Origin of the sequence: Enterococcus sp. C53, from assembly GCF_040887425.1 — a bacterium.
In the GTDB taxonomy this organism is placed as follows: domain Bacteria; phylum Bacillota; class Bacilli; order Lactobacillales; family Enterococcaceae; genus Enterococcus_B; species Enterococcus_B hirae.
Window position 1 is genome coordinate 69020 of record NZ_JBFOFT010000007.1, and the last position, 20297, is coordinate 89316.

The following is a 20297-nucleotide window of genomic DNA, read 5'->3' on the forward strand; positions in this document are numbered from 1 at the left end:
CTTCTTTTTATGCTTATTCTGTTTTTTCTTGAAAAACACCGTCTTCCATCATAAACACTTTATCACATTTGTCAATCAGGCGTGTATCATGGGTGACCATAATGATGGCTTTATTTTTTTCTTTCGATTCTTTCGCTAAAATATCTACGACTTCTCTTGCTTTTTCTGAATCTAAACTGGCTGTTGGTTCATCTGCTAAAATAATGGACGGATCGTTGTAAAGCGCTCTAGCAATGGCGACTCTTTGCCGTTCTCCTCCTGATAATTCTTCTGGATATTTATTGACCAATTCGGCAACACCTAACTGTTCAAATAGTTCATTCGCTTCTTTCTGACGATTCTCATGTTTGACTTTATCCACTAATATCAATTGCTTTTTAACCGATAAAAATGGAACCAAATTAGACGCTTGTAAAATAAATCCGATTTCCTTAAAACGTAATTTTACCCGCTGATTCTCAGGTTGAGCACTAAACTCTTGCCCATTGATCAAAACAGACCCTTTACTAGGTGTTTGTAAGCCACCTGCAATGGTCAAGAAAGTACTTTTTCCTGAACCAGAAGGACCGATGATCGCAACAAATTCGCCTTTATCTACACTGACATTGGTTTTTTTCAGTGCGTGGACGATTTGATCACCATCTTTGAAATTCTTTTCGACATCTTTAAATTCGATTGCTTTCATTTTTTTCATCTCCTAACCAATTGCCTTCAACGGATCGATTTTTACAATTGCTCGTACCGAAAACAGCGCACCTAAAATGGCGACCACTAACATCAAAACACTGATAACTCCGAAAAATAACCAATTACTTTGAAAAGGTACGGTATCTGGTAAAAGGAACGAGGTCCCCACTGTTCCCAACAAACCAAGACCGATCCCAAAGAATGAGAGTAAGAAAGTTTGGGCCACTACTGAGCGAGCGATAAACCCTCCTGTCATTCCTTGCGCCTTCAAAACACCAAAAATATTGATTTTTTGCATGGTCAACACATAAATGAAAATTCCGATTACAATCGCTGCAATCACGATCAAAAAGCCGATCATAAAACCAAAAGTGAGTACTTGCGCACTATAGCCAGGTAATTCATTGATAAATTTAGAAATGCTGATTTTTTCAAGATCATTTGGTAAATCATCTATCTGTCCTCTAACAACCACCGCGTTGATTCGAGCATTCTCACTTGTATCTGTTTTTTCAAAACGAATTTCTTGGTAAGCATCAAGTGTTGTATATAAAACTGGCGATACATTGAACTTCGCATTTTCGGTAAATCCAGTTAATCGAAAGGTTTTGTCACTACCAGAAAGTTTAACTGTATCGCCAATTCCTAGACCATACTCTTCTTTTAAGCTAATATCACCCACTGCTTCATCGTTCCCAACAAAGGCCTTACCTTCAACAATATTAGGCATGATAAATTGATCTGGATCAATACCAAAAAAACTCACATTGATTTTTCCTGCCTCATCGTTGTCTTTACTGGTTACGACCCCTGGTGTTTGTGCTAAGTAAGCCACCTTATCCCCTTTTACTTCTTGCGCTGTCTTTTTCGTGATCATTGACATCCCTAGGTTCGTATTGGCATCTTTTGACAGTACAATATAGTCTGCCTCCCACTTATCGACAGCCGTTCGGTTATCTTGTGCCAGTCCATACGCTAAACCGGTTAAAAAAAAGACCAAATATGCAATTAAAAACATCACCCCAGCAACCAACGCATAGCGTAATTTTGAATGTATGATTTCATTTAATGCTAAAAACATCTAACTCCTCCTTTAAAAGTTTATCAAACAATAATACAAGTTTATCACTTGATAAATTTTTAGAGGAATAATCTGCTCACAAAAAAACGGTAAGGCTAAATAAGTTTGCCTTACCGTTTGATTATCGCTATAAAACTGGTTAATATCTTGTTGAAATTTTCTTTCCTAAAACAAGCACGATCATTCAAAAATGCTATCCAAAGTCACTATCTGTTCAAGCTATTTTGCTACTTAATCCCTATTGATAAACCGATTTTTTGTCTTAACACATGAAACGATTTTCTCTCAATTTTGCGTTTTTGATGTCTTCAACAGTTTGAGTTCCAGCTAATTGCATGACCATTTCAAGTTCTGTTTTGAAAAAATCAAATACTTGTTTGATTCCTGTACTTCCTCCTAAAGAAAGTCCATAAATGGCTGGTCTACCAATGGCAACTAAATCAGCTCCTGAAGCAATCGCTTTAAAGATATGTTGCCCTCGTCTAACACCGCTATCAAATACGATCGGTACACGTTTATCCACAGCTTCAGCTACATAGCGTAATGAATCAAAAGAAGCTGGACCACCATCTAACTGTCTACCACCATGATTGGAGACCCAAATCCCTTGTGCACCAGCATCAAGAGAACGATACACATCATCTTCTAATTGTACCCCTTTGACATAAACTGGCAACTCTGAATGGGTCGTAATAAATTTGATATCTTTTGGACTTAATTTTTGTTTAGACGATTTATAGACTGCATCCATCGTTTGACCGACTCCCGATTGGTAAGCTTGAACGATTGGCATGGGCAACGGAAAAGTAAAACCATTTCGCCGATCTGTTTCACGATTTCCGCCAACTGTTGCATCAGCTGTTAAAACAACCGCCTTTGCTCCGTTTCTTTTTGCCATTTCCAAGATATCCAAGTTGATCCCATCGTCCTTACTCATATAAAACTGAAACCACTGAGGAGCTTCAGGACCACCAGCTGCTCTAATTTCTTCCAAGGTACAAGAAGCGTAAGAACTAGCTGTATAGATCGTTCCAAATTCTGATACTCCTTTAGCCGAAGCTTTTTCAGCTTGTTCATGGGCTAATCCATGCGCTGCTACTGGTGCCATAATGATTGGTGCGGCTAATGTTTCATCAGAAAAATAGGTCGTTGTATCAGGTAATTCCACATCTTTCAAAACATGAGGGATAACCAATTGATGATTAAAGGCTTTTTGATTTTCTCGATAAGTAAACAAATCCCCTGCACCACTACTGATATAGCCATATCCACCACTAGGGATTACTTGAGTAGCTGCTAATTCCAGATCTTCCATATTGATGAAATCAATCATCCCTTCATGTGTACCAGCTTGATAAACTTTTTCCATAATAAAGCCTTCTTTCTCTCGAATTAAGAACCATGAATTTTATGATAGCGTTTGCATTATTATCGTACCTCTCAAAAATGATACAGGCAAATAATCTGTTTGAACTCTAGCAGTAAAGTAGTAGTAAAATAATAGAGAGAGTTTCTAGGAAAGCTTCAATATTATGGTTGAAAAGAAGAGACTAAGCCAAAACCTGCCTCAGCCTCTTCTAGTATCTCTAAAAACAGGCTTACTTCTATCCTCTGGAAATTGCCCTAGAAGAAAAAGGTATAGATTGTCAGAGGGAACTCCTGCTTCATTTGCGATGCTTATTTTTCTGGAATATAAGCTTCTCCTTGAGCGAATAGCACTGCTTCTCCACCAATCATGATCCGCTCCCCTCGTAACTCACAATCAAGGTAGCCACCTCTTGGTGAAAGCTGATGGGCAATCATTTTTTTCTTACTTAATTTATTTGCCCAATAAGGAATAAGATTGGAATGAGCAGAACCGCAAACGGGATCTTCATTGATCGTTAATTTCGGGAAAAATGTACGAGAAACAAAATCTTCCTTCTGACCACGTGCGGTTACGATCACGCCAACGCCCAAATCAAAATTTTTAATAGCTGAAAAGTTTGGTTGCAACTGTTTTACGGTTTCTTCATCTGTCAGTTCAAAAAATAAATCTCGCGCTAAATAAGCAGCTTTGATTTTTGCACCGATCGCTTTTTCGTATTCAGGTAAAATTGCTACTTTTTTAGGCATGATACTTGGAAAATCCATATAGTAAGTTTCTTGTTGTTTTGTCACAAGAAGTTCGCCACTTTGACTAGTAAATTTGATTGTTTCTTCCTCTACCCCATAATAATTGAACAAAACAAACGCTGTTGCTAAAGTAGCATGTCCACATAAGTCGATTTCACGATCCGGAGTAAACCAACGTAACTCATAGTGTTCCTCCTTTTTGACAGTAAATGCTGTTTCAGATAAGTTATTCTCAATAGCAATTTTTTGCATCACCGTATCTGGTAACCACTTCTCTAAAACGTAGACTGCTGCTGGATTCCCTTTAAACACTTCTTGTGTGAATGCATCAACAACATAATAACTTAACTTCATTTTATTCAGACTCCTTAACTTTTTGATAAATATATTCTGCACAACATAGATCTTCAATCGCTAAGCCAACGGCATCAAAAATCGTGATTGTTTCTTGTTGGTCTTTTAATAATCTTTTTCCTGAAACCAATTCACTTAACGAGCCTGAGATCGCTGATTCTGATAATTCTCCTTCAGCAATCGGAATCAGTAGATCCCCACTTTCTTTCATTGCAGCTTCATAATCATCGACATAGATGGCACTGCTTTTCATCAACTCATTAGTGATTTCACGTGTATCTGGTGTAAACGTACCAATAGCATTGATATGCGCACCAGGAGTAAGCCATTCTTTTTTCAAAAACGCCTCTTTACTAGGTGTTAGTGTACAAATGATCTCAGCTTGTTGCACTGTTTCTGCGAGTGTTTCTCCACTTGAAAATTCAATTTCCGGGTATGCTGTTTGCATTTCCTCAATAAATTGTTGACTTCTTTCTTTACTCAAGTCATAGACAGATACTTTATTGATTGAACGTATAGCACAGATCGCATTCAAATGCGAGCTTGCTTGTTGTCCAGCCCCGATTAAAGCTAATGATGCCGCTTCTTTTTTCGCCAATATATCAGTGGCTAAAGCGGAAACTGCAGCGGTACGAATCCAAGTGACTGCATTCGCGTTGATTAGCGCTACAGGTACACCGTTTTTAGAATCAAATAATAGAATTTCCCCCAAATGTGAAGATAGTCCTTGTAAATGATTATCAGGAAATGCAGTAATGATTTTTGCACCAAAATAACGATCTTTACCAAGATAAGCAGGCATCATCGCAAAAACATTTTTGTTTTTACCATCTGGCAAAATCTCTACCATACGTGTATTTTGACTAATTTTTCCTTCGCCATAATCGCTAAAACACTGACGCATTACTTCAATTGCCTCTTGAAAATCTAATCGTGATACTGCTTCTTCAAAATCGATTTTTCTCATAAAAATCTCCCCCTCACGTCCATATATTATCATTGAATTATATACATTCAATAGTATAATTGTATGGAATACAATTTTAGAGGTGAATAAAATGCCCATAAATTCTTATGAAGATTATCCGATCACTTGGCGACCTGATAAAACACAATTAACACGCCCCATCTATAAATCTCTGATCCAACAGCTAGAAGAAGATATTCTTACAAGTAAGTTACAAAAAAATACCCAACTTCCTTCTCAGAGAGAATTAGCCGACTATTTAGATATCAATTTTACAACTGTCGGTCAGGCCTATAAATATGGTATTGAGAAAGGTCTCTTGTACACGAATATTGGAAGTGGTACGTTCGTTTCCCCTAATGCTTTTACTTCAATCACGATTTCAACTAATCAAGTAGCTGAGCATGTGATTGATTTTGGATTAGTTAGTTCTTTTGAAGACTGCAACCATCTTGTACTGCCTTTTATCCATTCAGTCAGTCTCAACCCCAATATCGTGGGTTTATTGAATTATCGTGATCCTATGGGAACCAATTTTCAATTAAAGACGGCAGTCGAGTGGTTACAGACTCAAGGGGTTCAAACAACGATTCATCATACCGCAATCGTTTCTGGTGTTCAAAATGGTCTTGCTGTGACACTTGCCGCCTTTTTTTCTCCTGGAGATCGAATCGCTATTGACCGATATACCTATTCCAATTTTATTGAGTTAGCGCATTTGTATCACTTAGAAGTAGTTCCGATCGATTTCGACCAAGAAGGAATGAAACCTGAATTATTGCTACAAGAGTGTCATAAAAAGAAAATAAAAGGGATTTATCTGATGCCTTCTTGTAATAACCCCATCGGTTTTCAACTGTCTCTCCAACGGCGTAATGAATTGAAAGCTATTATTTCCAAAGAAAAGTTATTAGTTATTGAAGACGATATTCATTCTTTTTTAACGACCCATTTTCAACAACAAGTTTTGCCACCGTTTCAACAGCTGCTACCTGACCAAACCATTTACTTGTCAGGAATGACCAAATTCATTTGTTCAGGTCTTCGTGTAGCCTATCTTGTATTCCCAGAACGTTTAAGAGAACGAATTGAACGAGCAATCTTTAATATAAACGTCAAAACATCTGGTTTAGATGCAGAAATCATCACTCAAATCTTGCACTCACCAGAAACAGTCCAGAAAATCTTAACAACAAAATTAAAGCGAACAGCCGAAGCAAATGACTGCTTTGATGCGTATTTTGATTTACCTCGTCCTTCGAATCCTTATCCTTATTATCGAAATATTCCGATCCGAGCCGATATTTCTCCCTTAGATGTAGAACAACATTTTTTGAACAAAGGGATAAGAATCTATCACTCGAATCGCTTCACTAGTCAACAACAAGCTGATCCTTTTATCCGAATCGCCCTATCATCCAATCATTTGGAGATTTTAAAAAAAGGATTACGGATCATTAAAGAAGAAATCGATGCTTATTTATGATTTTTTTTTAGTTTCTATTCTTAGGTATACTCAAAAAATCATTCAATCACTGGCAAACAAGAGAAGATCCATCACTCCTTTGATTTAGAACGTCTTCTCTTGTTATTGCGGTTCATCATTGAATCGATCATTTACTCGTAGTAAAAAAGTTTAGCACAACTTCATGCTCAACTTTTTTACTTCCTTAAGTAAGCCATTCGAATTGATTCGCCGTTCTTTCGATCACTTGGATAGCTGTCTTGACCCATGTTCCTTTAGAAACGTGACTTAAATGATTTGCATAACTTGTAGTCAGCTGTTTCAACGTTTGTTTCTTCTGTTGAAGCGTTAGCTTAGTTAACTTTTTTCTATTTTGCGATGTGGCATGACTTGGTGTTGCAACAATAAGCCGTATGAGTTGTTTCTCCAATGTTCTTTGTAATTCTTCAAACATGTTTTTCTCCCTTTTCGTTTTTATTAGTTGTTAGATTCTTTCTCTAAAGCAGAATACTTCTCTACTAATGGACATTCAATGCGACATTCGATCATTCTTTTCTCTCTGCGAAAAATCCTTTCCGCCTCTTCTTTACTATCATTTAACAGATGATAGAACTGTTTTCTGTGGGGGGAAACATCAAAAAACAAAAAATCATGGAACTGGTCTGCTAAGTGATCTAAGTAATGATCAAATTTACTTTTTTCTTTCTTTAGTTGGTCGAGTTGATTTTCTAATTGTTTTTTTTCTGAATATAACTGTTTTTCCATAGGTTGAGACTGTCCTTCACCTTTTTTCATCCATAACCCCTCCATTTTATGAAAGATATTGGGACAATGTTTTATCTGTCCTCACCTGTTCTTCAATGGTGGTAACTATCTGTTTCAGTAGCGCATCTAATTCATGTTGGACCTTTTGCAATAGGGTTAGTTGTTGTTCATAGGTAGCCACTGGCTGACGGACTAGTGTGTACTCTGTCACCTAATTTTCTGCCAGAATAGCCATTTTTTCGGTATCATTCAAATGTTCACCCCAGCGGTTCGTATCCCGTTTCGTTTGGCTCCAAAGAAGATTAGCCTGTTCAATCTCATTGTTTAGCCACATGACCACTGTGTCTATCTCAGATTGAATCGCTTGTTTGTATCCCAAGGTAATCGTTTTCGCTTGCATCGCATCTAAAAAAATCTCTTGTGAAGAAGAAATTCCTTTACCGCTGTGACTAAATTGATGATGAATCTCAGCGAGCCGATCCAACTCTTTGCTTGTTTGATGTTTTGCTAATGGGATAATCCCTTTAGATTGTGTCACTAGATTCCCATCTTGATCAAATAAATAACCGCCCAACATATGCTGTTTGCCCAACTTCACTTTTTTAGATGTCACTTCAATTACTGTGCCCACTTGTTTTTTTGTCAGTGAATACCCGATTGGTACTAAATCTCTTGTGTCAATAAAATTGAAAATCTTTCCTTCATTCGTTAATTTATCTGCCGCTGCTTGTTGTCTGGGATTTAAAATACTGTAAATGTTGGGGCCTTGGTAGAGATATACTCCCTCTAGCCGATCATGAAAAGCAGTCGGCAAATCTGAAATAGCATATTGTCCATTCATTGAACCTAAAGAATGGCCGTATACTGAAACTTTGGCATTGGGATACATTTGCATGGTTTCTTGTAATGTACGAGCAGCAGACTTTAATTGCGGCATCGCAGTTGCTCCTCCTGCATTGATCACTTGGACAGCCGTAGGAAGATTATTTACTCCCCAATCTCGCCATACATCTCCAGGATTTACCAGTATTTTATTGATCCCTATCGAGCCTTGATAAAGGATAGTTATCTGTTTCACTTCTTTTGGCTTTTGCACTTTTGGATTTCCGTCGGTAATGATAAAACTTTTTTCTCCACTTTTTTTGTTATCTATTATCTTTGATACATAACCATATGTTTGACGATTCACTGAAATTTTTTTGTTCACTTCGAGATTCATATAGCTTTGGCTTATCATTTTTATTCTCTCTTCATCAGTCATACTCATAACTGATCCGCTCTCTCAATCAGCCTATCTAGTTTTTCTGAGAGAACTAATCCATCATTCACTAATTGGTTCCTGCGCTCATTGACTACCAATCCTAATGTTAACTCTTCATCTTGATTAATGATCAATTCAACGTTGATTCCTCCTAAACGATTAGGTTCAATACTTTCGTAATCAATTTCATACGAATGGACGATTCCTTCAGCTGCTAATGCTTTGGGATCTAACCGTTTTAACTCAGATTCGATCAGTTGCGCTACTCGGTCACTCTTAATCATATTGACCATTTCTTCATTAAGCTGCTTTTGTTTCATGTACACAATCCCTCCGATTATGATTACTGCTATCCCTAAAATTTTCATTAAACGATACAACATGTTTTGTTTTTTCATAAATCCTCTTCCTGTTTTCTATCTATTTGACCAACACGTTCGTCATTCTCTTTTCATAATAGAGATACGCAAGTACTTGAAGATTTTTGTCAGATAAACCCAATTTTTTTGTTGATCTGGTTTCTTTTACGATTCATGCTTTTGGTTTGATGAATTAGCCGAGTACACTCGTGACTTTCATCATGGGTAGTTCCTGCTCAATTAGAAGAATGTAAACAAAAAAACATAGATTTGGAACAAACGTTGTTCCAGATCTATGTTTTTCTTATCGATTAAAGTAAGGAAAAAATTATTGTCTTCGTTCCTTAAGAAAATAGTTGCATCAAAAATCCTGAAATGATCAAGACGATTGCACCGCCTAAACGATTTCCCATTTGCGCAAAAGCAATTAGTTCCATTCGATTAGCCGCAGATAATACTGCTACGTTCCCTGTACCACCCATTGAATTGTTACACAATCCAGCTGTAATGGTTGATTCAACTGGGTACAAACCGAACAAACGTCCCACGAATCCTGAAGTGAGCGAGATTGCTACAACACTTGTCAAACATAAAACAACGAATTGCCAAGTTAACGCTGAAGCTAAGACATTTAGATTCAATAGCGCAATCCCTATTCCTGCAAGGACAGCTGCTGTTAAATTCTTAACGATCAGATTATTGAACATAATTGCTGCATCCTCATAATAATCAGGTAAGAGATTTGTAATTTTACAAATCACGACAATGATGATCATGAACGCATACGCATGGATTTTTGGCACAAAGTAGTTGCCAATTTGTCCTAAAATAAAGAATGTCAATGACACCATTAGACCTACACCTAATTGAGGGATCGATGGTTTCACATTCCGTGGTTTACCGTCACCAAGATCGCCTTTTGCCATAAGTTTGCCTTCACCATTCAATTTAGACATTGATTTTCCTGCACGAGCAACCAAAGCTGCTCCAATGATGGCTAAGACATTAGTCATTGCTGTAGCTGGGAGTAATTGAGAAATAATAGAGGAAGCATTTGTTCCTAAGACGTTCGCATAAATCGTAGATAATGGAACTGCGCCAGCTCCAACTCCTCCAGCCATTGCTGGTAAAGAGATATACAGTACGGAACGTCCAAACCCATTACCAATTAACATTCCAACTAGACCAACAGCAAAAAACGAGACAATCATTGAAATAAGTGCTACTGGAATGAAACGTACCGATGCTTTCATTAGTAAATTACGATTCATCCCTAAAATACTCCCAGTGATTAAAGCTGCGATATAAAAATCTAAGAAACCCATGTTACTTACAAAATTTTCAGTAGCTTTCACCACGTATTCTGGTAATATACCAAAAGTCGCAATTGCAGCTGAGGCAAAGATCGCAAATACGGAACCTCCACCTAGATAACTTCTAACGATTGGGATTTTTGTACCAATAAAATGAAATAAATTCCCGAATATCACTAGAACAGCGATCGGACCAATCATATTCGTTGGTAATTTTCCAAGTGCCATTGCAACGATCAGGACTAATACCATAACAAAATAGATAGGAAGACTTACTCCAGTAATCTTAGTTGTCCAAAATGCTTCTTTTGTTTTTTCTTCAACTTTTGTAGTTGATTCTTCTCTTTGTGTCATTCATACAGATCCTTTCTGAATAAAAAAGCACGGTGAAAGGCTGAGGTACGTTGAAAAATAGTTCAATATCTGATTTTTATAGCTTCTTCATCAGGTGATTCCCATTTTTCACCTCGTTGCACCTAATCAGCTGCTTTCCTTTCACCGATTAACGTACTCTGTGTATGATTGTGCTCAACTAATCCTTCATTCACTTTGTTTTAGAAATTTGGTCAAGCTTATTTGTCTAACTCTTGGTATTCTGGTACCCATTTAGCAGATTCCACTGCTGCTTTGATATCAGTGATTTCTTCACGATTCAATTTTTGAGAAACAACAGATTTCGCTACTGTTTCTGCAATTGTTTGAGAAAATTCAGTGATCTTCGCAACTGGAGGTAAAATTGCTGCGCCTGGTTGTGTAACATCAACGATTCCACCTAATGCACGACTTGCTTGAGAAATGATCTCAGCATTCACACTTGTAGCCGTTGAAGCAATCAAACCAAGTCCTAACCCTGGATACATCAACGCATTGTTTGCTTGTCCGATTTGATAAGTTACTCCTTGGTATTCCACGTCTGCTGCCGGAATCCCAGTTCCTACTAATGCTTTCCCATCAGTCCATTCAATTAAATCTTTGGCTTTCGCTTCCGCTAATTTCGTTGGATTAGACAATGGCATGATGATTGGACGTGGTGTATGGCTTGCCATTTCCTTAACGATTTCTTCCGTAAACGCACCTGGTTGAGTCGATGTCCCAATCATGATTGTTGGATGAATTTCTTTTACGACCGCTTCTAAAGTTGTTAGTTCAGCAGAATTAGTAAATTCAGATCGTTTTCGAGCAAAAGGAATTTGTCCTGGAGTCAAACCTTCTGTATCTTCAAATAATAACCCTTGTTTGTCTACTTGATAAAAGTGTTTTCGAGCTTCTTCTTCTGATACACCTTGACGAATCATTTCGTCTAATAGAATATTGGCAATACCTACGCCCGCAGTACCGGCTCCAAAAGTCAAAATCGTTTGATCTTTCAATGATTCTCCAGAAATATTCAGTCCACCTAGTACACCAGCAAGAACAACAATCCCTGTTCCTTGGATATCATCATTGAAAGTAGTGATTTTATCTTCATATTTTTCTAAGATCGTTGCAGCATTTCCTCGTCCAAAATCTTCCCAATGTAGTAATAGTTCTGGGAAAAGATCCGTTGCTGCATCAACGAATTGATCGATAAATTCATAATATTTTTGTCCTGTCACACGACGATGGCGATTTCCTAAATACAATGGATTATTTAGTAATTCTTCATTATTTGTTCCTGCATCAATCGATACAGGTAATACTTGGGCAGGGTTGATTCCAGCAGCTGCTGTATAAACCATCAATTTACCGATCGCAATATCTACACCATTGACTCCCCAGTCACCCATGCCTAAGATTCCTTCTGCATCAGTCACCACGATCAAGCGAATGTCTCGACCGTCCGCAGCATTTTGTAAACTTGCTTTGATATTTTCTGGTTCATCAATTGAAAGAAACGCAGCATCTTGCGGTTTTAAGAAAATTTCATTGTATTGTTCGATTGAATCCGCAACGACTGGATCATAAACAACTGGCATAAACTCAACTAAATGTTGTCCCATTAATTTATAGAAGAGTGTCCGGTTTGTATTGAATAAATTCATTAAGAAGATTCGTTTTTCAAGATCACTTTGTTTACTCAAATATTGTCCGTATGCTTGAATCGATTGTTCCTCTAACGTTTGGACTGTGCTTGGCAACATACCTGTAATCCCATATTTCGCACGTTCTTCTTTCGTAAAAGCTGTTCCTTTATTTAAAAATGGATTATTTAATAAGTTTAATCCTGTCAACATAGCTAATTCCTCCTAGGTTTTAGTAACAAGGGAAGTATAGGCGTGAGAAAAGAATATAGTCAAAACTAATACCTACCATAAATTTTATTTATATGTCACTTTTCCTTATAAACTATATTTTTATGAGCATTGCATTTGTATGACACTCTCGTTGAATACAATGACTCGCTTTCTGGCTCCATGACCAAATGAAGGAACGACCAACTACCGCGATTCACTTTCTTATTGTGTTGGTTAAAAAAATAAGATAAGATGAGAAAAATCTTTTGATTGGGGAAAATAAATGAAAGTATTTATCACAAGACAGCTACAACCTGATACCAAGCAAACGATCCGTGAATTGAAAGAACAGATCGAACAGCAGCGTCACTGCCAGTTTAAACTAGCTCCTGATTTTGCTGAACAAACGAACGACCAGATCCGCCATGTCCTTTGTTTTAAAGAAGAGACACTTATTGCCTATGCTTTTTTAAGTTTTTATGATGAGAGTGAACTAGAAGTGACAATGATCGTGCATGAAAATTTGGCTTGTTTACAACAACTACTTGACGAAATGATGGGATTTGCTCAAACCATCGGCCGAACAACGATTCTTTACATCACTGATCCACATGACCTTTTTTTGAAAAATTACATTGAGTCGAAAAAAGAATTGAACAAACAGTTTACTGAGTATCGGTTGATTCTTCAGCCAAACAAATTTAAACAGCTAGATTCTCCTTATCGACCACAAAAAGCTACTCTAAAGGAATCTTCCCTAATTGCCCAACTCCAATTAGGAGAAATTGGGGCAACGGTTCCTTCATTGTCATCTGAAGATTTAGAGAAAACAGTTGTTTTTCATAAAGAAAATCAACTGATTGCTTGTGCCCGAATCGAAGAGGATCTATCTTCCTATGGTATCTACGGCTTAGTCGTAGCACCGGCTTTTCGTGGTCAAGGGTTAGGTAAACTTTGCTTGAACCGTTTGATCCAAGAATTATTAATCAAAGAAGAAAAAGAAATTTATTTAGAAGTCGATGCAACCAATCAAATTGCATATGATTTATATGTAAACATGGGCTTTGAAAAGAAAAGTACATTTGATTACTATGTTTGCCAACTGACTAAATATTGAAAGCTGTCACTCCAAAGTATCACTAGAAATAAAACAGTTTTTCAGTTAAGAAATGCTCTATATAGAATGGCTTTATACGTTTTGATGTTGGTGAAGTTCACCAACATTTTTTATAGGCTCTCCCTCAATAATATCTGACAAGGAACCAAGATTCACCAACTCTTCTGCTAATCGTATTACCCTTTCCTTGTGTTCTTTATTTGACCAACTATACGAAATATACACCTTTTTTGTTTTAATATTTTCCAATAGTATTTTCCCTTATGAATATGTAATTAATACTATATATGTAGCACAACTTACTCTTTCTATACCTAATGTAGATTATCTATAGTTGTCCCCCGAATCATCTATAAAATAAAACGTCTATTTAAAGCGTGCCCTAAATAGACACTATATAATCATTGAAAAATCTAGTTGTAACTTTTCTTTATACATGGCAAAAATTTTTCTTAGTATTTGTCACACCAAATTTTGAATAAAATTTTGTAGCGCAATGTTATATAGAGAAATGATTCCCATAGAGCCACGTGTCAACATTACAAATGTGGCACCCACTAAAAAGGAAAGACAAAAAGGGACAAAAATTCAAGATTTTTGCCCCCGTCTGCTGATCCTATTTTATCAGTCAGCATGTTTTATAAATTAAGGTAAGTACTTATCTATATCATGAAAGTACGATTATCAAGAGTAACACGATCACTGTTACTACTAAATCGATAGTGTTTTCCATCCATAAGGGAAGTAATAGTCCTTTTTGATGAGACATAAAAGAATTTTTACTTTTTTTGGAAACAGCAAAATGTAATGTTTTACAGCTAAAAATAGACTTAATATTAAGAGCAGAAATTCACAGGTTTTTATAAGCACTCTAGTTTTCATAACTGGTCTCCTTGAATTTGTATTTAAAATAATTGGGGATTTTCTTAGCTCTTATTTTAAAACGAACTCATTCAATTTCCTTGTTTAGGATAGCTTACTATTTTTCTGGTACAATGTATGGAACAATCGGTACTGTTACACCAACAGAACTGCCTCTAACAAAGGGTTTGTCTTTTAGTTCTGCTAAATTCTTTGCTTGTCCTGTAATCATTACTCCTAAGACTTCTAGGTCATCTACTTTCTTATTTTCGTTTTCCTTTAGAAAATTTACCATTGCTTTATTATTCACAGAAGAAACGTGTGATTCAAATGAGCTGAAAAAATAATCTTTATCTGCTTCTGCATCAATCAGCTGATTCTTTTCATCAAAACTTAGCTGAAAACCATACGTTGGCATACCCGAACGTCCTTTGCTTTCGTCTCTCTCTTCAGAAAACAAATACAACCAGACAACATTGACATTTTCCGGAAACATTTTTTTCACTTCACTATAGCGATAGGGCCGATCAAAGGAAATAGCTACTTCTGCAAGTAAATCATCCGTGTTTTTTAAATCCGCTAATTCATTTTTCACCCCACCATAATAGTTTTCAATCGTCGGATTGTAGAATGTGGCGACTTTTTGTTTGGTTTGACGATTATATTCATATGAATTTTTAAGGGAATGATACCAAGATGTCATCCGTTCATTATTGTCCACTTCGTTGCCAAAAACATTGTACTTACTATGTAAACTACTCCAGGGTACAATGTAGCCATCAATGTTTTTCGATTGGTTAGTTACGACCTCCCCGCCCAAAATTGAGCTGTTAGCAATCACTTGTGAGTCAATTTGTGTATTTGGTGAGGCAATTGTTTGGTAAGCAAATAACGACTGATCTAGCTCATGATAATTTTTCGTAGCGACTTTATCTAATATAAAAACCAAGATACCCGACATCGTAAGAAAAATTATGATTGAAACACAACTGACCATTATTATCTGCTTTCTTTTGGCTTTTTTGATACTCCTATTCAAATCCATCACTCATCCTCCCAGTTTGCCTTTAATTTTTTTCGTGCTCTGTATAATTGTTTTTTCACGGTTTCTACTTTTTGATTTAATATACTCGCGATGTCCTCATACGATAGTCGATAATAATACTTAAAAATCAGTAATTCTTGTTCTTGCCTTTTTAGCGAGTCGATAATCATCCATAAATTTTCTGATTCATTAGTTCCATTCGACTGAGAGTCAACATAGCGAAAAATAAGCTCTTTTTCACGCTTCTTTTTCCTGAATAAATCAATATAGTTATTGAAAGAAACTCTAAAAAACCAAGGACGTAAATTATCCTGTGTCATATAGATAAGAGAAGAAAATATAGTATCATAGGTTTTAGAAACAGCATCTTCTGCGTCTTCCAACGTACTCCCCTTTTCTATTAGCACTCTGATTACTTCTTGCCCTAATAAAAGTAATACTTCTTCAAATGTTCCCTCCTGTTTCATTTCATTTTCTCCTTTCATCTATACAACGCTTGAACATCTGAAAAAGTGGACAAGAATATTCACTTTATCTGTCATTTCATTCTTAGAAACAATGACAAGTCACATACTTCATCACAAAGAACCTCTTATTATTATATCGTACCCTACGAAGGGTTTTATATTCCTATCTAGAAATCAGATATTTTCTGCATACTTTATTCTTGATCATTCCTTAAAACAAAATACACTTAACTATTTTGACTCTATTATTTATGTGGCTGATGAAACCGAGTTGATTGTTCAGACTCAGATTTGATTTTACTCCACTCATCAGTCCTTCTTGACAAAGAGCCGATTTTTAATAACCTTGGTCAAAGCAAAACAAAAAAAAACTGAACCCTTATCCATCAAGGGTTCAGCCGTCATTTTAAGACTATTCTTCTTCTTCAGCCATGAACGTGTTGAATACTTCTTCAATCATGTCCCATTCTGCATCAGTTTCGATTTGTTCTAGTTCGCCTTCTGTGCCGTCTTCATTTTCGACATAAGCATAGGCTTGTAACTCAACATCTTCATCTTCTGGTACACCAGCTGGATAAAGCAATACGTAGTTACGGCCAAATTCTTCTTGTCCATCAACTGTTAATAAAATTTCATATAACGTTTCGTTTCCTTGATCATCTACTAAGGTGATATGCTCGTGCCCTTCGTGATCGTGGTCATGTGTGTGGTTATGTTCTGTCATAAGTCTCCCTCTTTTCATTGAAATTAAAATAATTTTTTTCCTGAACCGTCTAAATAATTTTGTAAAATCATGACAGCAGCTAATTTATCAATCACTTTTTTTCTTTTAGCTCTTGATGTATTGGCTTGCTCAACTAACATTCGTTCAGCTTGAACTGTGGTTAGTCGTTCATCTTGATATTCAACTGGTAACGAGAATAATTCTTTAATTTTTTCTCCATAAGCCATTGAGCTTTCTGCTCTTGGTCCAATTGTATTATTCATATTTTTAGGTAAGCCTACGACAAATCGGTCTACTTCGTATTGATCGACTAGTTCTTTCAAACGGTCAAAGCCAAACTCTTCCGCCTCTTCATCAATACGAATGATCTCTACTCCTTGAGCGGTCCAACCAAATGGATCGCTAACAGCAATACCAACTGTTTTTGAGCCCACATCTAAGCCCATTACTCTCATATACTTACCCCATGGTTTGTTAGATAATCTTTAACAATTACTTCCATGATTTCATCGCGTTCGTGACGACGTATCAAGTTTCTTGCATCACGATAACGAGGAATGTAGGCCGGGTCTCCAGAAAGCAAGTAGCCAACAATCTGATTAATTGGATTGTAGCCTTTTTCTTCTAAAGCCCGATAAACGATCGCTAATGTCTCACTTACTTCTTTTTTACGACTATCGTCAAAACCAAAACGTACGGTTTCATCTGTAAAACCCATGATTCTACACCTCTTTCCCGCAAGGTATTCATTTACCTTCTACACTTTTATTTTACTCGAATTACCTTAAAACTACAAATAAATCTTAAAAAACTTCCGGTTAAATTAATAAACAGACTTCTAATTACTTTAACATATTTGTGATCAAATGTTCAGTTACTTGATCGTATCTTAACCAAAGTATACGCTATATTTAAATAAATATAAGCTTTTTCGATAATTCTTCAAAAAGTTCATACTTTTTTCGTATACTATCGAATGTCATTAGCTATTTTTTTCTCGCCTGTCCGGTATCATAGTTGATTTCATAACCCTCTTGAACGTTATAAATAAACACATTAAATTTTATTTTTTTATCTTCAATACTTTCTGCTTCTAATTGCACTCCTCTGGCAACTAATTCATTCCCCTTAAAATGTGGAGTGACACGATAACGAACGTGATGATTGGTTTCTTTGATATAAGCGGCAATATCATTTTCATGGACTAGCATATACGGCGCATTTAATGAACGAGTACCTGTCATCAAATTTTTGATGTTGTTGTTTTGTCCAGTCAATTGATAACCAATCAAATGGCTACGATTATAAAGCCATTGGCCATCGCTTAATTTTTTTTGTTTCCAACCAGTTGGATCAATATACAACGGCTCGCGTTTTTCTTTGGGAAAAAGGTCTTTTCCCAATAACGCATTGGCCGCACCTACACGGTTCAATCGATCAATATTTGAATAGCTTTGCCATGTTCCTTTAGCTAAGCTCAAATCTTCTTCAGTGAAATCCGGGCGATTCTGATTGATCTCAATTTCTTGATGCTTCCCATCATATTCTGGTACGTCTGCTACTTTTGACGCTTGTGGGGTTGAGTCAAATAACCCAGTAATTTGTTGAACGATATCTGAATTTTTTTGTGTTGATAGTCCTAGTGCCCCTGCTAAAACAGCAACAACCACACCCATAATGGCTTTTGTTGATTTTTTCTGCATTTCTTTACTCCTTTTCTAAACAACTATTCTAAACTTTAACATACGTTCCCCTTTTTTAAAATATTTAAACTTATTTTATTCCATTTATTTCTACCTTTAATTCTCTATACTAATTAAAAATTGATCTCTTCTTAAAAAGAATACATCATAAAAAATCATTGATCTTAAAACAGTATGTTTTCACTTAATCAAGCAAAAAATACCTTGTGACTCAAAAACAAAAAACAGTATTGATCAAACAACATGTGATCAATACTGTTTCTCTTCATTCTTATCGTTCGTTTAAGCGGGTGACGGGAATCGAACCCGCGACATCAGCTTGGGAAGCTGGGATTTTACCACTAAACTACACCCGCATCTTACAAAAATCAGTATACGCCTCTTTCTTTTCATACTCAAGTATTTATTTATTTCTCTTTTATTTAGTCATTTGTAGTAAAATAAAAGCAACAAATGAACTATTGGAGAAAATATTATGACAGAAAAAGAGTTGGATTTATTACTTGATACTTGTTTATTAGCTGGCAAAATCATGATGGAAAGCAACGCTGAGATGTACCGAGTAGAAGACACAATGAGCCGAATCGCTCTTGCTTCTGGCAATTATCGACTGGTCAGCTATGTTACTCAAACGGGTTTGTTTATTGGTCTTGACCGTACGTCAACCATTAGAATGGAACAAATCACCAATCGCTCCATTAATCTGGAAAAAGTTGTCAATGTCAATAATCTTTCTAGAAAATATGTTGCTGGTGAGTTAACTTTGAATGATCTCTACGTTGCCTTACAAGCCATTGAAAAAGACCGATCATTTTTCCCAGTATGGCTTCAAATTTTAAGTGCTGCGGTGATTAGCGGAACGATCATGGTATTATTTGGTGGAGAAATGAGTGATCTACCAATCACTTTGATGATCGGCGGTATCGGCTATGCGATTTACTTATATAGTTTAAAATTTTTTCGGATCAAATTTTTGTCAGAGTTCTTATCTTCCTTGTTAATTGGTCTTACAGCTATTCTCAGCATTCGTGTCGGATTAGGTGCCAATCAGGATTTGATCATCATCGGTTGTGTCATGCCCCTTGTTCCTGGAGTACAGATTACAAATGCTATTCGGGATTTACTAGCTGGACACTATGTTTCTGGAGTTTCTCGTGGTACAGAGGCCATGATGACTGCCACAATGATCGGATTTGCGATTGCCTTTATCTTCCAACTTTTTTATTGAGAAAGGAACATGATGATGTGGAATCTATTTATTCAATTTTCTTTTAGCTTTTTAGCCACAGCAGCTTTTGCGATCATCACCAACGTTCCTAGACGTGCCTTGATTTGTTGTGGGCTCTCTGGTGCCTTTGGCTGGATGATCTATTGGGTATGTGTGGACTTAGGTGGTACGCCGGCTTTTGGTTCGTTACTGGGTTCTTTAGGTGTTGCATTTATCAGTGATCTTTTTTCTAAACGATTAAAAATGCCTGTAACCATCTTTAATATCCCTGGCATGGTACCACTAGTTCCTGGAGGTCTGGCTTATCAAGCAGTGAGAAATCTAGTAACTGGCTCGTATCAGGCAGCTGCAAGTTATACAGTTCAAGCGATCATGATTGCTGGTGCTATTGCTTTAGGACTCGTTTTATCAGAGGTCTTCAACCACAATATCCGAAACTTCAAATTAAAACGAGAAGCCATTTTTTTGAAACGAAAAAAAAGAACAACTAAAAACGTTCATAAATGAAAAAGTAACGGCAAAAATAATCATGCCATGAATAAAAAACCAAAGTATCTAGAAAATAGGCAAGC

At 36.5% G+C, this 20297-nt stretch carries 23 protein-coding genes and 1 tRNA gene; 4 read left to right on the forward strand and 20 right to left on the reverse strand.

The features are described 5' to 3' along the window. Positions 1-13 precede the first annotated feature (13 nt). The 5 genes from AB3I42_RS09860 to AB3I42_RS09880 form a co-directional block, all read right to left on the reverse strand. Positions 14-685: an ABC transporter ATP-binding protein gene (locus tag AB3I42_RS09860; RefSeq protein ID WP_010718656.1), complete on the reverse strand. Its 672-nt coding sequence runs from the start codon at positions 683-685 to the stop codon at positions 14-16. Positions 686-697: 12 nt separating this feature from the next. Then, on the reverse strand, positions 698-1768 hold the full coding sequence (locus AB3I42_RS09865) for an ABC transporter permease (protein ID WP_010738026.1): 1071 nt from the start codon (positions 1766-1768) through the stop codon (positions 698-700). A gap of 262 nt (positions 1769-2030) precedes the next feature. Further along, positions 2031-3137 carry an alpha-hydroxy-acid oxidizing protein gene (locus tag AB3I42_RS09870; RefSeq protein WP_368022464.1) on the reverse strand — a complete coding sequence of 369 codons (1107 nt, stop codon included), beginning with the start codon at positions 3135-3137 and terminating at the stop codon, positions 2031-2033. A 308-nt stretch (positions 3138-3445) separates the two neighbouring features. Beyond that, the gene (locus AB3I42_RS09875; protein WP_010738028.1) at positions 3446-4237 is read right to left on the reverse strand and encodes a PhzF family phenazine biosynthesis protein; all 792 of its coding nucleotides are present in this window, start codon (positions 4235-4237) and stop codon (positions 3446-3448) included. Between the two features lies 1 nt (position 4238). Then, complete coding sequence (locus tag AB3I42_RS09880; protein ID WP_131773029.1) at positions 4239-5204, reverse strand: ornithine cyclodeaminase family protein; 966 nt, start codon at positions 5202-5204, stop codon at positions 4239-4241. Between the two features lie 91 nt (positions 5205-5295). On the opposite strand from AB3I42_RS09880, the gene AB3I42_RS09885 reads away from it, so the two are divergent. Further along, positions 5296-6690 carry a PLP-dependent aminotransferase family protein gene (locus tag AB3I42_RS09885; protein WP_131773396.1) on the forward strand — a complete coding sequence of 465 codons (1395 nt, stop codon included), beginning with the start codon at positions 5296-5298 and terminating at the stop codon, positions 6688-6690. 184 nt (positions 6691-6874) lie between these two features. On the opposite strand, the gene AB3I42_RS09890 is transcribed toward AB3I42_RS09885, so the two are convergent. From AB3I42_RS09890 to AB3I42_RS09920, 7 genes are all read right to left on the reverse strand, one after another. Further along, the gene (locus AB3I42_RS09890; RefSeq protein ID WP_010738031.1) at positions 6875-7123 is read right to left on the reverse strand and encodes a hypothetical protein; all 249 of its coding nucleotides are present in this window, start codon (positions 7121-7123) and stop codon (positions 6875-6877) included. A 23-nt stretch (positions 7124-7146) separates the two neighbouring features. Further along, complete coding sequence (locus tag AB3I42_RS09895; RefSeq protein ID WP_010738032.1) at positions 7147-7464, reverse strand: hypothetical protein; 318 nt, start codon at positions 7462-7464, stop codon at positions 7147-7149. A 16-nt stretch (positions 7465-7480) separates the two neighbouring features. Beyond that, positions 7481-7645 (reverse strand): hypothetical protein, encoded by a 165-nt coding sequence (locus AB3I42_RS09900; RefSeq protein ID WP_154650182.1) that lies wholly within the window; start codon positions 7643-7645, stop codon positions 7481-7483. Continuing rightward, positions 7646-8671, reverse strand: coding sequence for a hypothetical protein (locus AB3I42_RS09905; protein ID WP_368022465.1), 1026 nt, complete (start codon positions 8669-8671; stop codon positions 7646-7648). 26 nt (positions 8672-8697) lie between these two features. Next, on the reverse strand, positions 8698-9093 hold the full coding sequence (locus AB3I42_RS09910; RefSeq protein WP_010738034.1) for a DUF1310 family protein: 396 nt from the start codon (positions 9091-9093) through the stop codon (positions 8698-8700). A gap of 305 nt (positions 9094-9398) precedes the next feature. Next, positions 9399-10721 carry a 2-hydroxycarboxylate transporter family protein gene (locus AB3I42_RS09915; RefSeq protein ID WP_368022466.1) on the reverse strand — a complete coding sequence of 441 codons (1323 nt, stop codon included), beginning with the start codon at positions 10719-10721 and terminating at the stop codon, positions 9399-9401. 218 nt (positions 10722-10939) lie between these two features. After that, a complete protein-coding gene (locus tag AB3I42_RS09920; RefSeq protein ID WP_368022467.1) occupies positions 10940-12580 on the reverse strand; it encodes a malolactic enzyme in 1641 nt (546 codons plus the stop codon). A gap of 283 nt (positions 12581-12863) precedes the next feature. Between AB3I42_RS09920 and AB3I42_RS09925 the strand changes: the two genes are divergently transcribed. Beyond that, positions 12864-13697: a GNAT family N-acetyltransferase gene (locus AB3I42_RS09925; protein WP_368022468.1), complete on the forward strand. Its 834-nt coding sequence runs from the start codon at positions 12864-12866 to the stop codon at positions 13695-13697. 72 nt (positions 13698-13769) lie between these two features. On the opposite strand, the gene AB3I42_RS09930 is transcribed toward AB3I42_RS09925, so the two are convergent. The 8 genes from AB3I42_RS09930 to AB3I42_RS09965 form a co-directional block, all read right to left on the reverse strand. Further along, positions 13770-13946 (reverse strand): SEFIR domain-containing protein, encoded by a 177-nt coding sequence (locus AB3I42_RS09930; protein ID WP_014834493.1) that lies wholly within the window; start codon positions 13944-13946, stop codon positions 13770-13772. Between the two features lie 730 nt (positions 13947-14676). Further along, the gene (locus tag AB3I42_RS09935) at positions 14677-15603 is read right to left on the reverse strand and encodes an anti sigma factor C-terminal domain-containing protein (RefSeq protein ID WP_010738037.1); all 927 of its coding nucleotides are present in this window, start codon (positions 15601-15603) and stop codon (positions 14677-14679) included. Then, positions 15603-16088: an RNA polymerase sigma factor gene (locus tag AB3I42_RS09940; protein ID WP_306690401.1), complete on the reverse strand. Its 486-nt coding sequence runs from the start codon at positions 16086-16088 to the stop codon at positions 15603-15605. Before AB3I42_RS09940 ends, AB3I42_RS09935 begins: the two co-directional genes overlap by 1 nt. Positions 16089-16482: 394 nt before the next feature. Beyond that, positions 16483-16794, reverse strand: coding sequence for a DUF1292 domain-containing protein (locus tag AB3I42_RS09945; RefSeq protein WP_010718676.1), 312 nt, complete (start codon positions 16792-16794; stop codon positions 16483-16485). 23 nt (positions 16795-16817) lie between these two features. After that, the gene (gene ruvX / locus AB3I42_RS09950; RefSeq protein WP_010718677.1) at positions 16818-17249 is read right to left on the reverse strand and encodes a Holliday junction resolvase RuvX; all 432 of its coding nucleotides are present in this window, start codon (positions 17247-17249) and stop codon (positions 16818-16820) included. Beyond that, the gene (locus tag AB3I42_RS09955) at positions 17246-17512 is read right to left on the reverse strand and encodes an IreB family regulatory phosphoprotein (RefSeq protein ID WP_010718678.1); all 267 of its coding nucleotides are present in this window, start codon (positions 17510-17512) and stop codon (positions 17246-17248) included. Before AB3I42_RS09955 ends, ruvX begins: the two co-directional genes overlap by 4 nt. Before the next feature lie 268 nt (positions 17513-17780). Next, positions 17781-18497 carry a DNA/RNA non-specific endonuclease gene (locus tag AB3I42_RS09960; protein ID WP_010718679.1) on the reverse strand — a complete coding sequence of 239 codons (717 nt, stop codon included), beginning with the start codon at positions 18495-18497 and terminating at the stop codon, positions 17781-17783. A 285-nt stretch (positions 18498-18782) separates the two neighbouring features. After that, a tRNA-Gly gene (locus AB3I42_RS09965) sits at positions 18783-18853 on the reverse strand. Between the two features lie 119 nt (positions 18854-18972). On the opposite strand from AB3I42_RS09965, the gene AB3I42_RS09970 reads away from it, so the two are divergent. Both AB3I42_RS09970 and AB3I42_RS09975 read left to right on the forward strand, forming a co-directional pair. Next, entirely contained in the window at positions 18973-19725 is a 753-nt protein-coding gene (locus AB3I42_RS09970; RefSeq protein ID WP_010738039.1) for a threonine/serine exporter family protein, read from the forward strand. Positions 19726-19740: 15 nt separating this feature from the next. Continuing rightward, entirely contained in the window at positions 19741-20232 is a 492-nt protein-coding gene (locus AB3I42_RS09975) for a threonine/serine exporter family protein (protein WP_010718681.1), read from the forward strand. Positions 20233-20297: the final 65 nt, after the last annotated feature.

Coding starts and splice junctions, on each gene's coding strand:
- AB3I42_RS09860 (WP_010718656.1), bottom strand. CDS start 685: ATGAAAGCAATCGAATTTAAAGATGTCGAAAAGAATTTCAAAGATGGT.
- AB3I42_RS09865 (WP_010738026.1), bottom strand. CDS start 1,768: ATGTTTTTAGCATTAAATGAAATCATACATTCAAAATTACGCTATGCG.
- AB3I42_RS09870 (WP_368022464.1), bottom strand. CDS start 3,137: ATGGAAAAAGTTTATCAAGCTGGTACACATGAAGGGATGATTGATTTC.
- AB3I42_RS09875 (WP_010738028.1), bottom strand. CDS start 4,237: ATGAAGTTAAGTTATTATGTTGTTGATGCATTCACACAAGAAGTGTTT.
- AB3I42_RS09880 (WP_131773029.1), bottom strand. CDS start 5,204: ATGAGAAAAATCGATTTTGAAGAAGCAGTATCACGATTAGATTTTCAA.
- AB3I42_RS09885 (WP_131773396.1), top strand. CDS start 5,296: ATGCCCATAAATTCTTATGAAGATTATCCGATCACTTGGCGACCTGAT.
- AB3I42_RS09890 (WP_010738031.1), bottom strand. CDS start 7,123: ATGTTTGAAGAATTACAAAGAACATTGGAGAAACAACTCATACGGCTT.
- AB3I42_RS09895 (WP_010738032.1), bottom strand. CDS start 7,464: ATGAAAAAAGGTGAAGGACAGTCTCAACCTATGGAAAAACAGTTATAT.
- AB3I42_RS09905 (WP_368022465.1), bottom strand. CDS start 8,671: ATGATAAGCCAAAGCTATATGAATCTCGAAGTGAACAAAAAAATTTCA.
- AB3I42_RS09910 (WP_010738034.1), bottom strand. CDS start 9,093: ATGAAAAAACAAAACATGTTGTATCGTTTAATGAAAATTTTAGGGATA.
- AB3I42_RS09915 (WP_368022466.1), bottom strand. CDS start 10,721: ATGACACAAAGAGAAGAATCAACTACAAAAGTTGAAGAAAAAACAAAA.
- AB3I42_RS09920 (WP_368022467.1), bottom strand. CDS start 12,580: ATGTTGACAGGATTAAACTTATTAAATAATCCATTTTTAAATAAAGGA.
- AB3I42_RS09925 (WP_368022468.1), top strand. CDS start 12,864: ATGAAAGTATTTATCACAAGACAGCTACAACCTGATACCAAGCAAACG.
- AB3I42_RS09935 (WP_010738037.1), bottom strand. CDS start 15,603: ATGGATTTGAATAGGAGTATCAAAAAAGCCAAAAGAAAGCAGATAATA.
- AB3I42_RS09940 (WP_306690401.1), bottom strand. CDS start 16,088: ATGAAAGGAGAAAATGAAATGAAACAGGAGGGAACATTTGAAGAAGTA.
- AB3I42_RS09945 (WP_010718676.1), bottom strand. CDS start 16,794: ATGACAGAACATAACCACACACATGACCACGATCACGAAGGGCACGAG.
- ruvX (WP_010718677.1), bottom strand. CDS start 17,249: ATGAGAGTAATGGGCTTAGATGTGGGCTCAAAAACAGTTGGTATTGCT.
- AB3I42_RS09955 (WP_010718678.1), bottom strand. CDS start 17,512: ATGGGTTTTACAGATGAAACCGTACGTTTTGGTTTTGACGATAGTCGT.
- AB3I42_RS09960 (WP_010718679.1), bottom strand. CDS start 18,497: ATGCAGAAAAAATCAACAAAAGCCATTATGGGTGTGGTTGTTGCTGTT.
- AB3I42_RS09970 (WP_010738039.1), top strand. CDS start 18,973: ATGACAGAAAAAGAGTTGGATTTATTACTTGATACTTGTTTATTAGCT.
- AB3I42_RS09975 (WP_010718681.1), top strand. CDS start 19,741: ATGTGGAATCTATTTATTCAATTTTCTTTTAGCTTTTTAGCCACAGCA.